General features: G+C 70.5%; 8 protein-coding genes, 1 tRNA gene, 1 other RNA gene and 1 pseudogene. 7 read left to right on the top strand and 4 right to left on the bottom strand.

Features of this window, described 5'->3' with window-relative positions; translation table 11 throughout:
• Positions 1-157: 157 nt before the first annotated feature.
• Entirely contained in the window at positions 158-1267 is a 1110-nt protein-coding gene (locus tag AAHZ94_RS16075; RefSeq protein ID WP_349993567.1) for an alpha/beta hydrolase, read from the top strand.
• A 162-nt stretch (positions 1268-1429) separates the two neighbouring features.
• Here AAHZ94_RS16075 and AAHZ94_RS16070 read toward each other — a convergent pair whose 3' ends face one another.
• Together AAHZ94_RS16070 and AAHZ94_RS16065 are read right to left on the bottom strand one after the other, a co-directional pair.
• A complete protein-coding gene (locus AAHZ94_RS16070; RefSeq protein WP_349993568.1) occupies positions 1430-3694 on the bottom strand; it encodes a HelD family protein in 2265 nt (754 codons plus the stop codon).
• A 453-nt stretch (positions 3695-4147) separates the two neighbouring features.
• Positions 4148-5170 (bottom strand): aminoglycoside phosphotransferase family protein, encoded by a 1023-nt coding sequence (locus tag AAHZ94_RS16065; RefSeq protein ID WP_349993566.1) that lies wholly within the window; start codon positions 5168-5170, stop codon positions 4148-4150.
• Positions 5171-6099: 929 nt separating this feature from the next.
• Here AAHZ94_RS16065 and AAHZ94_RS16060 point away from each other — a divergent pair.
• The 3 genes from AAHZ94_RS16060 to AAHZ94_RS16050 all read left to right on the top strand — a co-directional run bounded on the left by AAHZ94_RS16060 (position 6100) and on the right by AAHZ94_RS16050 (position 8388).
• A complete protein-coding gene (locus tag AAHZ94_RS16060) occupies positions 6100-6492 on the top strand; it encodes a hypothetical protein (RefSeq protein ID WP_349993565.1) in 393 nt (130 codons plus the stop codon).
• Between the two features lie 109 nt (positions 6493-6601).
• Entirely contained in the window at positions 6602-7087 is a 486-nt protein-coding gene (locus AAHZ94_RS16055) for an Lrp/AsnC family transcriptional regulator (protein ID WP_349993564.1), read from the top strand.
• A gap of 269 nt (positions 7088-7356) precedes the next feature.
• A complete protein-coding gene (locus AAHZ94_RS16050; protein WP_349993563.1) occupies positions 7357-8388 on the top strand; it encodes an alpha/beta hydrolase in 1032 nt (343 codons plus the stop codon).
• Positions 8389-8992: 604 nt separating this feature from the next.
• Here AAHZ94_RS16050 and AAHZ94_RS16045 read toward each other — a convergent pair.
• The gene (locus tag AAHZ94_RS16045; protein WP_349993562.1) at positions 8993-10348 is read right to left on the bottom strand and encodes a hypothetical protein; all 1356 of its coding nucleotides are present in this window, start codon (positions 10346-10348) and stop codon (positions 8993-8995) included.
• 301 nt (positions 10349-10649) lie between these two features.
• Here AAHZ94_RS16045 and AAHZ94_RS36460 point away from each other — a divergent pair.
• A pseudogene (locus AAHZ94_RS36460) lies at positions 10650-11306 on the top strand (site-specific integrase); the annotation flags it as partial.
• A gap of 139 nt (positions 11307-11445) precedes the next feature.
• Here AAHZ94_RS36460 and AAHZ94_RS16040 read toward each other — a convergent pair.
• Positions 11446-11530, bottom strand: a tRNA-Ser gene (locus AAHZ94_RS16040).
• A 95-nt stretch (positions 11531-11625) separates the two neighbouring features.
• Here AAHZ94_RS16040 and ffs point away from each other — a divergent pair.
• Positions 11626-11724, top strand: an RNA gene (gene ffs / locus AAHZ94_RS16035) — signal recognition particle sRNA small type.
• Positions 11725-11810: 86 nt separating this feature from the next.
• Positions 11811-13264, top strand: a 1454-nt coding sequence (locus AAHZ94_RS16030) for a DNA polymerase III subunit gamma and tau (RefSeq protein ID WP_349993561.1), incomplete at its 3' end; no start/stop codon positions are given.

Below are 13264 nucleotides of genomic sequence, written 5' to 3'. Positions count from 1 at the left end.
CCCCCCTCGGCGCCCGTCGGGTGGGCGGGGCGTGGTGTAACACCCCCGGGGGGCGGGGCCCGCCGCTGGGCCCCCCCCGCGGGGGGGCGGCCCGGCCCGCGGGGGGGGGCCGGGCCGGCGCCGCCCCTGGCGGGCGCGGCTCGTACCGTTCCTGCCGGTGGTCATCGCGGCGGCGCTGACGGTGACGGTCTGCGTCCCGACCGTTCCGACGAGCCGGCGCTACCCGCCCGACCTCCCCTTCGTGGCCACCCAGCACTGGAGCCTGGCCACCGGCAGCCGGGTGGCGGTCTACCACTACCCGCCCGCGCACCCCGAGGCCCGGCGCCCCGTCCCGCTCGTGTACCTCAACGGCGGGCCGGTCCGCGGCATCTCGGTGCTCGACCACCGGTTCCTGCAACTCCTGGCACGCCAGGGATACGACGTGTACGCGTACGAACAGGCCGGCGGCGGACGCAGCGACCTGCTGCCCATGGACCAGTACACGATCTCCAGGTCGGTCCGTGACCTCGGCGCCTTCATCGACCGTCTGCACCGGGGCCGGGTCGACGTCCTCGGCTTCTCGTCCGGCGGGGCCGTGCTCACCCGCGCCCTGGCCACCCCGCGCGTCGCCGCGCGCCTGCACCGGGCGGTCGTCGCCGAACCCGGCCCCATGGACGGCCCGACCGCCCGCGTCGACGGGCACAAGGGGCGCGCGTCCGCCCGCGGCCTCGCCCCGGCCACGACCGGACGGCGCTCGACGCACGTGCCCCGCTACGGGGTGGCGTTCGGCCTCATGCGGCTCGGGCTCCTCAGCCCCGAGACCGGGCTGATCGGCCAGGCCGAGGGCGTCAACGCGTTCACCGCCGCCGACCTCGGCAGCGACACCGCATCCGCGTACTGCGCCCGCGACGCGCACCGCATCCCCACCGAGGACACCGCCCGGAACTTCTCCTTCAGCGCCGCCGCCAGCCTCCGCATCCAACAGACGATCAAGGACTCGCCGTCCATCGCCCCGCAACTGCGGCGCTCCCGGACGCCCGCGATGCTGCTGATCGCCGAGTGTTCGTCGCAGGTCAGGCAGTGGGCGACGGCCGTACTCGCCGACGACCCGGCCATCGAGCGCACGCAGGTGATGCCGGGCGTCGGGCACCACCTGTGGAACGGCCTCGACGACAACAACGCCCGGGCGCTCGCTGTCATCACCGCGTTCCTCCAGGACGAGCCGGCCCCACTGCCCAACTCTCCGACCCGTGAGGAGATCCCCGCCTTCCTGCGCGACCGCCGGTGAGGTCTCGGCCGCGCCGCTACTGCCGCACTCTGAAAGCCCTGCCGCGCCGCTACTGCCCCACTCCGGAAGCCCTGCCGCGCCCCCGCCTCGTTCGCCCCCGCCTCGTCCGCCCCCAGCTCGCTGGCCCCGGACAACCTCACCAGCCCCTGCGACCACGTTCCGTCAGACAACCCCCTTCGGCCAGGCAACCCCCTCCAGCCCTGCCAACACCTCAAGCCCCTCTGCCCCCGCCAACCCCACCGGCAACTCCCCGGTGTGGAGGACGCCGAGCCGCTGGGTGGCGCGGGTCAGGGCGACGTACAGGTCGCTCACGCCGTACGCGGCGGGCTCCACCACCAGCACCGTGTCGAACTCCAGCCCCTTGGCCTGCCGCGGATCGAGCAGAACCAGGTCCCGGGTGAGGTCGGGGGCGGGGCCGTGGGCCGCCTCCGGCAGGGCGGCGAGGAGGTCGCGGTGCAGGTCGGACGGGGCGATGACGGCGGTACGGCCGCCGGCGTGCGCGCCGCTGGCGGCCCGGGCGACCGCGCCGGCCAGTGCGCCCGCGGCCACCCGCAGCGACCAGGGCCGCACCCCGGTCGAGCGGACCGAACCCGGTGGCGCGAACGCGGGGTCGTGCGCCCGCAGGAAGTCCGCCGCCACCGCCATCACCTCAGCCGGCGTGCGGTAGTTGACGCCGAGCCTGACATGGCGCCAGCGGTCGGCCACGTACGGCTCAAGGACGCGTTCCCAGGAGCCGAGGCCGGCCGCCTCCGCGGTCTGCGCCGGGTCGCCGACCAGCGTCATGGAGCGGGTGGGGGCGCGGCGCATCAGCAGCCGCCACGCCATCGCCGACAGTTCCTGCGCCTCGTCGACGACGATGTGCCCGAACGCCCAGGTCCGGTCGGCCGCGGCGCGTTCGGCGGCGCTGCGGTGGTCGGCCTCCTCGTGCCGCTCGGCCATCCGCTCGGCGTCGATGATGTCGTGCGCCGCCAGCACCTCCGACTCCTCGTCCTCGAACTCGTACGTCTCCGACCCCGCCGACAGGTCGAGCACGCCCTGCGCATAGGCGATCCGCTCCTGGCGCGCGGCCTCCTCGGCGGCCCGGGTCGCGCTGTCGTCCTCGCCGAGGAGTTCGGCCGCCTCGTCCAAGAGCGGCACGTCGGCCGGGGTCCAGGGGCCGTCCGTACGCTGGATGAGTCCGGCCGAAGCGGCGTCGAGGTGCACCGGGTCGGCGAGGAAGTCCGCCACGAACCGCTGCGGCGTGAGCTGCGGCCACAGCTCGTCGATGGCCGCGTGCACCGCCCGGCTGGTCGCGATCTCCTTGCCCAACTGGGCGATGTCGTCGGGGCCCAACAGGTTCGGCCCGCCGAACGGGTCGGCGCCGATCCGCTCCGCCAACTGCGCGGTGAGCGCGTCGATGACGTGGAAGGCGAAGACGGGCCTGGCCAGGTTGTGCCGCAGCCCGCTCTCCCGCGCGCGCCAGCGCGCGTCCTCGGCCATCGCCCGGTCCAGCGACAGCGTCCCGTACCCGGCGTGGTCGATCTCGATCGCCGGCTCAGGCACCACCTGCCGGTCCCGCAACGCCCTGGCCAGCACGTCGGCCAGCGCGGCCCGGCCCTTGACCTCGGCCGCTGCCGGCGTGTCGGTGCCGGTGGCGCGCACGCCGGGGAAGAGCTCGCCGAGCGTGGCCAGCAGCACCCCGCTCTCGCCGAGCGAGGGCAGCACGTCGCCGATGTAGCTGAGGAAGGCCGGGTTCGGGCCGACGACCAGCACCGCGCGGCGGGCCAGCAACTCCCGGTGCTCGTACAGCAGGTACGCGGCCCGGTGCAGCGCCACGACCGTCTTGCCGGTGCCGGGGCCGCCCTCCACGACCAGCACGCCCTGGTGCGGGGCGCGGATGATGGCGTCCTGCTCGGCCTGGATGGTCCGCACGATGTCGTGCATCCGCCCGGTACGGGCCGCGTCCAACGAGGCCAACAGGACCTCGTCGGCGTCCGCGCCCTCGTGCCCGGTACGGGTCGGGTCGTCGAGGTCCATCAACTCGTCGTGCAGCGCGGTGACGGTGCGGCCCTCGGTGCTGATGTGACGCCTGCGCCGCAGCCCCATCGGGGAGTGCCCGGTCGCCACGTAGAACGGCCGCGCCACCTCGGCCCGCCAGTCCACCACCAACGGCGTACGGGACGGGTCGTCCCGGCGAATTCCAATGCGCCCGATGTGGTGGGTCGATCCGTCCCGGAAGTCGAGCCGACCGAAACAGAGCCCGTTCTCACCGGTCTCGATCGCCTGGAGCAGCCCGGCGCGCTCCGCCACCCGCACATCCCGCTCAAGCCTGGCCTGAAAACCGCTCCCGACCGGGGCCAGCGCCTCGCGTACCGCATCGGCTGCCTGTTCCCGCAGCTCGTCGAGGCGGGCATAGACGCCGGTAATGAATTGTTGTTCCTGCCGCATTTCCTCGGTTGACAATTTCACTCCTGACGGGATATGCTGCTCGCAGAAAGCTTCTCCTTCATGCCATTCTTTAAGCGGGCATGAAGGTTTTAATATATGCAGGGACGAGCCCCGGATGTCAATTCATCCGGGGCTCGTCTTTTTATGTCCGCGTCCGCTGTTTCTGTTGCTTCTGCTGCTTGTCGGTTGTCGCTTGCTGCCAGTCCCTGGTCGCTTCGGCGCTCACTGCTTCACGCATCGGGGCGGCGTGCGCACCGGTGGGCGTTGGCGTTGGCCGATGGTGCTGGCCGAGGGCGCTGGCCGAGGGCGCCGGCAGTGGTGCCGTACGGGCCGACCGCGGCGGACCGGCCCGGTTCGATCCGTACGACGGGGCTCGTACGGGGCCCATACGACGGGGCCCGTACGGCAGGACTCGTACGACAGGACTCACGGCGAGACGCGCACAACGCCGGTTCAGCGGCCGATGAGTGCGGTGGCGAGGGCGACCTGGGTGGGTTCCAGGGCGTGCTTGCCGTCCTCGATGTCCCACAGGCCGTTCTGGAGGACGCGGCCGAGCGTCCAGCCGACGGCCCGCTGCCGGTCCAGGTCGAGCGCCTCGGTCAGCAGGTCGAAGCGGCGCAGCCCCGTACGGGACACCTCGCCCGCCGTGACGCCCGGCGGCCAGCGGTCGTCCAGGGACGGCAGCAGCTCGAACCCGGGGTCGCCGGCCAGCGCCTCCGGGTCGATCGCCAGCCACGGCTCCCGCCCGCCGGCCAGCACGTTTCCGCCGTGCAGGTCCCAGTGGAGCAGCCGGTCCCCGGGCTCGGACAGCAGCTCCGCGACCGCGTCCGCGCAGTAGCGCAACAGCTTCTGCTCGGCCGGCTCCCGCAGCGCGCCGACGGCGCCCGCGGTCTGCTCGACCATGTCCGCCGCGATGTCGGCGAGGTGGCGCAGGCCGGCGGGCGCCGGCAGCGCCGTCATCCGCACCAGCAGATCGGCGATGACCGGCATCGCCGTGGCGTCGTCGGCCCCCGCCGACAGCGGCCGGGCCGCGTCCAGCCGCTCAAGCAGCATGCTGGCCGTGGCCGGATCGTGGTCGAGCAGCCGCACCACGCCATCACCGTCCCAGGCCCGCAGCGCGGCCACGGAGCCGGCCGTCTCCTCCCGCACCTCCTGCAACTTCAGCGCCGCAGGCCTGCCGTCCGCGCAGGTCACGGGCGCCACTAGGGACGCCATCCCGTACATCGTCGGCCCCGCGATACGCAGCCCCCAGCGCTCCATCATCGCCTCGGCCAGCGCGGGCGCCCCGGCCAGCCAGTCCTGCCCGGTGGGGCTGACGAGCGCGTACGAGGCGGCGAACGCCTCGGGGACGACGAACCTGGTGGGTTTGGGGTGGGGAAGCGCGTGGGAACGCGCGTGCGGGCGTGCGTGGGTGATCGGTGTGGCGGGCTCGGGCGCACGGCCTCCCGGGGGCGGGCCCGAGGGGGAGGTACTCATGTCGACTTCTCCTTCGTGGATTTCGGATTCCAGCGGTCGCCGAGGTGACGCATCACTGGGGTGATGCACTGGGCTGACGCATCGCCGAGGTGGCGAATGGCCGAGGTGACGAAGGAGGTGAGGGGGTGCCCGGGGGCCGGGCAGGCGTCATTGCATGGCCACACGGTAACCGGGCGCCCCCGAAAGGCGCGGCGCATTTTCCGCCCACCGGCCGGCTGCCGGCCACGAGGCCGCCGCCGCCCACGCGCACGAGGGCACGTGCGGGCCGTGGCGAGACCGCTGACCGAGGTGCGCGCTGCCGGCAGGAGCGGCGGCCCGGGCGCCGGAGCAGCCCCGGTAACGCCGGTAACCCCGGCAACGCCGGTACTTCCGGCATCCCCGACAGGGGCCAGGGGCAAGAATGAATGCACCCCGAATCCCCGTACGAATGCGCTAACTTCGGGGCGGCGCGGACCGACTGCCATTCACCGGCTCTGAAAAGGAGGGCGTCCGGCAGTTCCGAAACCGTCCTACCGCTGGCCGAATAGACGTACTTGTCTGCCCTTACGACAACTCGCCACACTCCAGCCATGGTGTATCGGTGCCGTGCCCAGACGGACGACGGAACACTTTGCCGAAGGCGCGTAACAGGCCCTGACCTGCGGTGCTTCCAGCATCAGGGAAGACCGGCAGGACGGGTCCCAGGACCCCGTAAATCCCCTGCGAAACGGGCTCGGCCCGCCCGCCAGACGCCCCGCCGGCCGGCCGCCCCCACAACCGCCAGCGTCCCGCGACCTCAGCTTCGAGCGATTTCCGCGGTCACCGCCCAGGAACGGCTGCGAACGACTGAATCCGAACGGACCCGCACCCACCTCATCGAAGGCGACACCCCGGCCCGGATTGCTGCCCGCGCCACGACCTATGCCACCACCGACACGTGGAAAACGCTGGTGGCACGCCACCGCACGCGAGGCTGCGCGGATATCGCCCGGTTGGCCCGCAGCATCCTCAACGGAAAAGACCAACTGCACGCCGCCGTAGGCCGATTCGCAGCCGGATTCTTCGCCGCCCTGGGACGCCCGCGCATCGAACGGGTCTTCGCCCAGGAATTGGCCAGCCGAATTCCCCTCCCCATCGACGCGCAACTCACCGCAGCCGCAAGGGGCCTACAGATAGCCGGCATCTACACCTGCCTCGTCAACGGCCACCCCCTCGCCGACTGCGCCTGCCTTCACGACGTACTGACCACCGAAGGAAAAGAACGCCTCCACCAACTCGTCCGCGGAGCAACGGGGGACTGGCAGAACCTTCCGTACGGAGTGGGCGGCGGCGTGGCGATATAGCCGAACGGGCGGCGAGGACTGGCCGCTTGCCGCGGCCCCGGCCCCCCACCCCGCACAATGGACCCACCCCGAGGCAGACGACCCACGCGCATCAACACAACATGCAGGAGTGCACGACGGAACGGACGGCACGACCATGCCCAAGGACCTGGACAGGGTGGACAGGGAGATCGTCAGGCTGGTCTCCGCGCAGGGGCGGATCAGCCACGAGGAGATCGCGCGGCGCGTACACGTATCGCGGCCGGCCGTGCACGAACGCGTCAAGCGGCTCGAACGGGACGGCGTGATCCGCGGCTACCGGGCGGTGGTGGACTGGACCGCCGTCGACCTCGGAGTATGCGCCTTCGTGTCGGTGCAGGCCGACCACGCCGAACTGGGCAAGGTCCTGGACAGGATGTTCGAGACGGCCACGCCGGAGGCGATGGTCGAAGAGTGCCACCGGGTGACCGGGCAGTGGTGCGCGCTGCTGAAGGTGCGGGCCGCCACCACGGCGGCACTCCAGCAGTTGCTGGACGACATCATGGCGATCGACGGCGTCCGCCAGGTCATCACGACGATCGTGCTCACCTCGACCGAGGCCACACGGCGAACCTGACCGCCGGCCCGCGCCCCGACCCGCCGCCCACCAGCCCACGTCACCTCGCCCACCCACCGACGAACCGTCGCCCCCACCGGCTGCGACACCGCCCCCGCACCCCCGGCCGCCGACGAACTGTCGCCAACTCCCGGTACGGGCTGAAGACATCCACACCGGCCTCGTACGTTCTCCGACGACGCAACGCAAGGCGTTGCGACGCAATGCGCTGCAACGCCGCGAGGCAACGCAACGCAACACGACCCGCCGTGCCGCGACAGGAGACCGTGATGCTCCCCTATCCCGCCGTACCCGCCGGACGCTTCGAACACCCCGTGATCGACAGCGTGACGCTGCGGGGCAACCCGCTCGGCGACCCGCACCGCCGACCGCTGCTGGTGTACCTGCCGCCCGGCTACGACGAGGACCGCGGCCGGCGCTACCCGGTGATCTACGTGACGCCCGGGTACGGCGGGCACGCCGGCACGTGGTTCAACCGCACCCCGTTCCGCAGGCCGCACCCGGAGTTGGTGGACGCGCTGTACGCGAGCGGCGACGTGCCGCCCGCGATCGTGGTCTTCGCCGACGGCTGGACGCGGTACGGCGGCAGCCAGTTCCTCAACTCGCCAGCCACCGGCGACTACCACTTCTACCTCTGCGACGAACTCGTACCGTGGATCGACGCCCGCTACCGCACCGTCGCCGACCGCGACCACCGCGCACTGGCCGGCAAGAGCACCGGCGGCTACGTCGCGATGATCACCCCGATGCTCCGCCCCGACCTCTTCGGCGCGCTCGCCACGCACGCCGGGGACGCCCTGTTCGACGTCGGCTACCGCAGCGAACTCACCCGCCGCGCCCGCCTGCTGCGCGACCTGTACGACGGCTCGTACGACCGCTTCCTGAAGGAGTTCCACACCCGTGTCCCCGGAACGAAACCGGGGGACTTCGAACTGATGGAGGTGTACGCGTACGCCTCGGCGTACTCCGCCGACGAGGACGGCACGGTACGCATCCCCTTCGACGACACGGGTGCCCTGCTCCCAGAGGTCTGGAACCGCTGGCTGGCCTGGGACCCGGTCCTCCTGGCCACCCGCCCGGCCCATGCGGAGGCCCTGCGCTCCCTGCGGGCCGTCTGGATCGACGCCGGAAACAAGGACGAGTACTACCTGGACTTCGGCGCCACCGCCTTCCACCGAGCCCTAAGGTCCGCAGGCGTCCCGGATGACCGCATCACCTTCGAACTCTTCGACGGCACCCACGGCGCGATCGAGTACCGCTATCCGCTGGCGTTGGGGTGGCTTAGTGAGCGGATGGGGTAGGAGGACCTGGCGGCGGGCCCGAGGCCGGGCGCCGGCCAGCCTACGTCGATGCGAAGTCGATCGGGGCGTGCTCCACGAGATCAAAATATGACGCATATATGGTACAGACTTTGATCTCGGGGAGGGGGAAAATGGTGGTGAAACGCGTTCCGGGAGGTGTGGAGTGCGCTGGCTCGCCATCCTGCCTGTCGCCATTGTCGCTGTCGGGCTCACGAGATGTCTGATCCTGCAAATACGGAAGTTGGTCACGGAAGTGGCTGAAGCCGTCCAATCGTGGCGAGAGGCCCGCAGGATACTGAGACGGTAGGCCGCCGAACGCCTGCGGCTTGCTCTGTGAGGTTTTGCTGGAGAATGACGGTGCAAAGGCGGTTGACCCTCTTCCGACTGCGGGGGCGCCTCGCGTCGAGGGCGTCCTCGCCCGTACGGGGCCGAATGCTCGGGCACCCGACAGGCCTCGGCGTCGGGCGGCGAGACCAGAGTCGAGGCCATCAGGCCCGGCGCGGTGATACTGGTGCTGGCGCCTCTTGGCCACCACCGCGTCAGCCTCGCTCTCGCTGAGCAAGGATCAGCAGGATCGGTCAGCGTTTGTGGCCGGGCTGCTGGGTCAGTCCTCGCGGAGGCGGATTGCCATCACGGTGCCGTCGGCGCGGATGGACACCGCGTTCCACTCCCGTGAAGTGCTGTGGCCTGGCCACTGTCCCCGAAGGCCGTGGACTTCGCGTCGGTATTCGTTGACGTGCCCGTCGCGGAGATGCACGTACAGACTCTTCTTGAGCCCAGAGAACGCCTCTACGCGAGTGCCGTTAAGGCGGTAGATGTGGTCGGTGCCGACGAACTCGATGCCATGGATGTGGTGCTCTGCATCTCGCAGTTTGGCCGTTTTGGCGTGGACGTCATGTTTGAAATGGCGTCGCCCTTGCTCTCTGGTCAGATACTGGGCAGTGGGTTCGCCGCCCCCAGTGAAGGCGGTGAGTGCGGCTGCTTCCGTCCGGGCCAGCACGATGCTGAACCAGGCGAAGGACTCGGGCAGTACCTGGAACCCAGGAATCGTGGCTCTGCCACCTTCGGCGGGCACCACGGCATCGGGCATGAACTCTTTCTGCTCGAGCGCGAGGTCGAGGTCGACTCCTCGCTTCTCGCCGGGCGGACGGAGCAGAGTCGTGCCTGGAGCTTCCAGGACGTGCAGGGCGAGACTCTCCTTGGCTGGGATCTCGGTGCCTATGAGCAGGTAGGGGACGGTGCCGTAGGGCCCGACGTGGACCGACTCCGCGTGGGCACTGGCGGTGCTGAGCTGCTTGTACACCTGGTGAACGCTGCTGTGGGTCCCCTTCGACGACACTAGGAAGATTTTGGACGGTTGTCCGGGCTGCCAGGCTTCGACGATGAAGTGGGGGCGTCGCTGTAACGGTTCCGGGCGAGGCCCGGCCCCGGTGCTGCGCAGTGTCCAACCAGCTTTCAGGGCGATGTCCGCCGGGATCACGGAAACCGAGTGGTCGGGGTACCGGGACCTGACGATGTGCTCGGCCAGCAGCGAGGCGAAGCCGGTGCCGATCTCTCCGGACTGCGTGGCCTTGTAGGAGCGCAGGAGATCGCGCCCCTCGGCCGACAACTGTAGGAATCGGCCTCGATTCGCTTCCAGCGCCTGGCTGTAGCGCAGGCTGCCCCAGTGCTCGGCGAGTCCTCGGCCAGCGCCCTGACGGGCTGCCGCAGCGCCGAGGCCAATGGCGTGCAGGATTTGCCATGGAGTCATCGGCAATGATCGTGGTGCTTTCTGAATGGCTCTGTAATAGGTGCGCCTACGCAGAGGGCCTCGTCCGTCCTCCGCTCGTTTCTTGTCTTCGTCCGCAGCAGCCTTGTTGACCTCGGAAGTGAGACCGTGAGATGTGCGGACCTGAATATTGGAGGTGATGCTCAGTCCATCCAGGATCTCGGCAGCATTTTTGGTTTCGTCCGCGTTCACTGGCGCCTTTCTGCCGTTGCCGTGTGATGTGGCCTTCGGACGATAAGGAACCACCGGGGAGCGCGTACAAGTACGCATAAGGGGCGCGTGACTGGATTCGGCCACACCCTCTTGGAACGCGTGGAGAACATGTGGGGCCGGGGAGGGCGAGCTCCGTCGCAGTGCGCGCCGCAGGTGGCGCCCGCGGACCGTTCCTTAGGAGTCACTTGGCACGGCCATGGAGGCGCCACACGCCCTGGCCGGCCGCGACGGAGATTCAACTCAGGGACGGCGCCCGGCCGTGGCCCGATGAGCGTGGTGCCGGAGGGGAAAGACCAGCAGCAGGCCTGCTACCGGTCACCAAGCCCATCGCACCGCGCGGACCGGCTTCGGTGAGGCGGCACGGCGTGATGACGCTGCGAACACACTGCCGGACTAGCCAAGCCCCCGTGAGCGCAGGCGGAAACGGTCGGGACCGAGCCCTACTCGATCAAAGAGGCCAGAGACCGCTGATCGAGGTGGATGACTGCCCGCAGCACGAGCGTTCGGCGGGAGGCAAGAACACCAAGTCGGGAGTGGGGCGCCGGGTAGTGCCCTTGCCGGGCCCGTGGTGCGGATGCTGCGCGGGCACAAGGACATGCAGGCTCCAGGGATGCGCGGGTGGGAACCTGTGGACCGAGTCGGACCATGTGTTCACCAAGTCGCTCGGTGGGCCGCTCAGTCCGAACACGGACTATCACCACTGGAAAGAGGCACACGGAGGCGTGGGACGCTCGCTTGCACGACGGCCGGCAAACCGCCGCCATCGTGCTCAAGCTCCTTGGTGTTTCCGGATCGCCCAGATCGCGTTATTGATCAGGTCGTGCCCTGGGAGCCGGTCACATCCGCGAGGGGGCGGGCCCGGTACCTCCACGTGCCGGACGCCATGCTCAAGGATGCGGCCCGGAAGATCGCGGTCGCCATCTGGGGAGAGCAGGAAACCAGCCTCCATCCCGGGACGGCATCGCATCGGAACGCCCTCCGTGGACAAAGACCAGGACACCGGCGGCTGAGCACAACGACGAAGGGTCCCGCTGGAGACCAGCGGGACCCTTCGTTTCGCCTGTTCAGGCGAGGTGCGGAGGATACGAGATTCGAACTCGTGAGGGGTTGCCCCCAACACGCTTTCCAAGCGTGCGCCCTAGGCCACTAGGCGAATCCTCCGCGGCAAACAATACAAGACGGCAAGCAGTGCTCGCGAACCCGGTTCCGAGGGGGTGGGGGCGGTCACGGGTGGGGGTGGGATCCGCTAAGGTGGGGCCAGCCCCTCACGTGGCGCTATCTCACCTAACTCCCCCAGGGCCGGAAGGCAGCAAGGGTAAGTGGGCTCTGGCGGGTGCGTGGGGGGCGCTTGCGTTGGGGCCGAGGTTCGCCGGGGCTCGGTGGGGTGGGGCCGGGCTGGGGGTTGGGCCGGTTGTCAGTGCGGGCCGATATCGTCGTATGCGTGTCGTCCCTCGCGCTTTACCGTCGCTACCGCCCCGAGACCTTCGCCGAGGTCATCGGGCAGGAGCATGTCACCAGCCCCTTGCAGCAGGCGCTGCGGAACAACCGGGTCAACCACGCGTATCTCTTCAGTGGGCCGCGCGGCTGTGGGAAGACGACGAGTGCGCGCATCCTCGCGCGCTGCCTCAATTGTGAGCAGGGTCCCACGCCGACGCCCTGCGGGGAGTGTCAGTCCTGTCTGGACCTGGCGCGCAACGGGCCGGGTTCGATCGACGTCATCGAGATCGACGCCGCCTCGCACGGTGGCGTGGATGACGCGCGTGACCTGCGGGAGAAGGCGTTCTTCGGGCCCGCCTCCAGCCGGTACAAGATCTACATCATCGACGAGGCGCACATGGTCACCTCGGCGGGGTTCAACGCCCTGCTGAAGGTGGTCGAAGAGCCGCCGGAGCATCTGAAGTTCATCTTCGCCACCACCGAGCCGGAGAAGGTCATCGGGACCATCCGCTCGCGTACGCACCACTACCCGTTCCGGCTGGTGCCGCCCGGCACGCTGCGGGAGTACCTGGCGGAGGTGTGCGGCCGGGAGGACATTCCGGTCGCGGACGGGGTGTTGCCGCTGGTCGTACGGGCGGGCGCGGGGTCCGTACGGGACTCGATGTCCGTCATGGACCAACTGTTGGCGGGGGCCGCCGACGACGGTGTGACGTACGCCATGGCGACGGGGCTGCTCGGCTATACGGACGGGTCGCTGCTGGACGCGGTCGTCGACGCGTTCGCCGCGGATGACGGGGCCGCGGCGTTCGAGGTCGTGGACCGGGTCATCGAAGGGGGGAACGACCCCCGGCGGTTCGTCGCCGACCTGCTGGAGCGGCTGCGGGACCTGGTGATCCTGGCGGCCGTGCCGGACGCGGCGACCAAGGGGCTCATCGACGCCCCCGTGGACGTCGTCGAGCGGATGCAGGCGCAGGCGTCGGTGTTCGGCGCGGCCGAGCTGAGCCGCGCAGCCGACCTGGTCAACGAGGGTCTTACGGAGATGCGCGGGGCCACTTCGCCCCGGTTGCAGTTGGAGCTCATCTGCGCGCGCGTGCTGCTGCCCGCCGCGTTCGACGACGAGCGCTCCGTGCAGGCCCGGCTGGACAAGCTGGAGCGCAGCGCGCTGAGCGGCAGTCTCGTCGGTCCGCCGGCGGGGATGCCGGCCATGGGGTACGTGCCGGGGCCCGAGGGGCACGGCGTGCCGGCGGCCGTGCCGGGCGTGGTGCCGGGGGCCGGGGCGCCGGCTCCCGTCCCCGGGGCGCAGCCGGGTGCGGGCACGCCCGCGGGGCAGCCCGGTGGTGGTCCGGACGTGGGCGCCGGGGCTCCCGGGAGTTGGCCGGCGGGCGGTGGCGGGGCGGCTTCGGCGCCTGCTGCCCCGGCGGCGTACGACGCGCAGGCGGCGGAAGCCGGGCAGGGGCC

Source organism: Streptomyces sp. HSW2009 (assembly GCF_040240285.1).
Lineage (GTDB): Bacteria > Actinomycetota > Actinomycetes > Streptomycetales > Streptomycetaceae > Streptomyces.
This window is presented reverse-complemented; position numbering and strand designations above follow the sequence as displayed.

What these genes read in the sequence shown, in the direction of transcription:
- AAHZ94_RS16065 (WP_349993566.1), bottom strand. Translation starts at nt 5,170, where the DNA reads ATGAGTACCTCCCCCTCGGGCCCGCCCCCGGGAGGCCGTGCGCCCGAG.
- AAHZ94_RS16050 (WP_349993563.1), top strand. Translation starts at nt 7,357, where the DNA reads ATGCTCCCCTATCCCGCCGTACCCGCCGGACGCTTCGAACACCCCGTG.
- AAHZ94_RS16070 (WP_349993568.1), bottom strand. Translation starts at nt 3,694, where the DNA reads ATGCGGCAGGAACAACAATTCATTACCGGCGTCTATGCCCGCCTCGAC.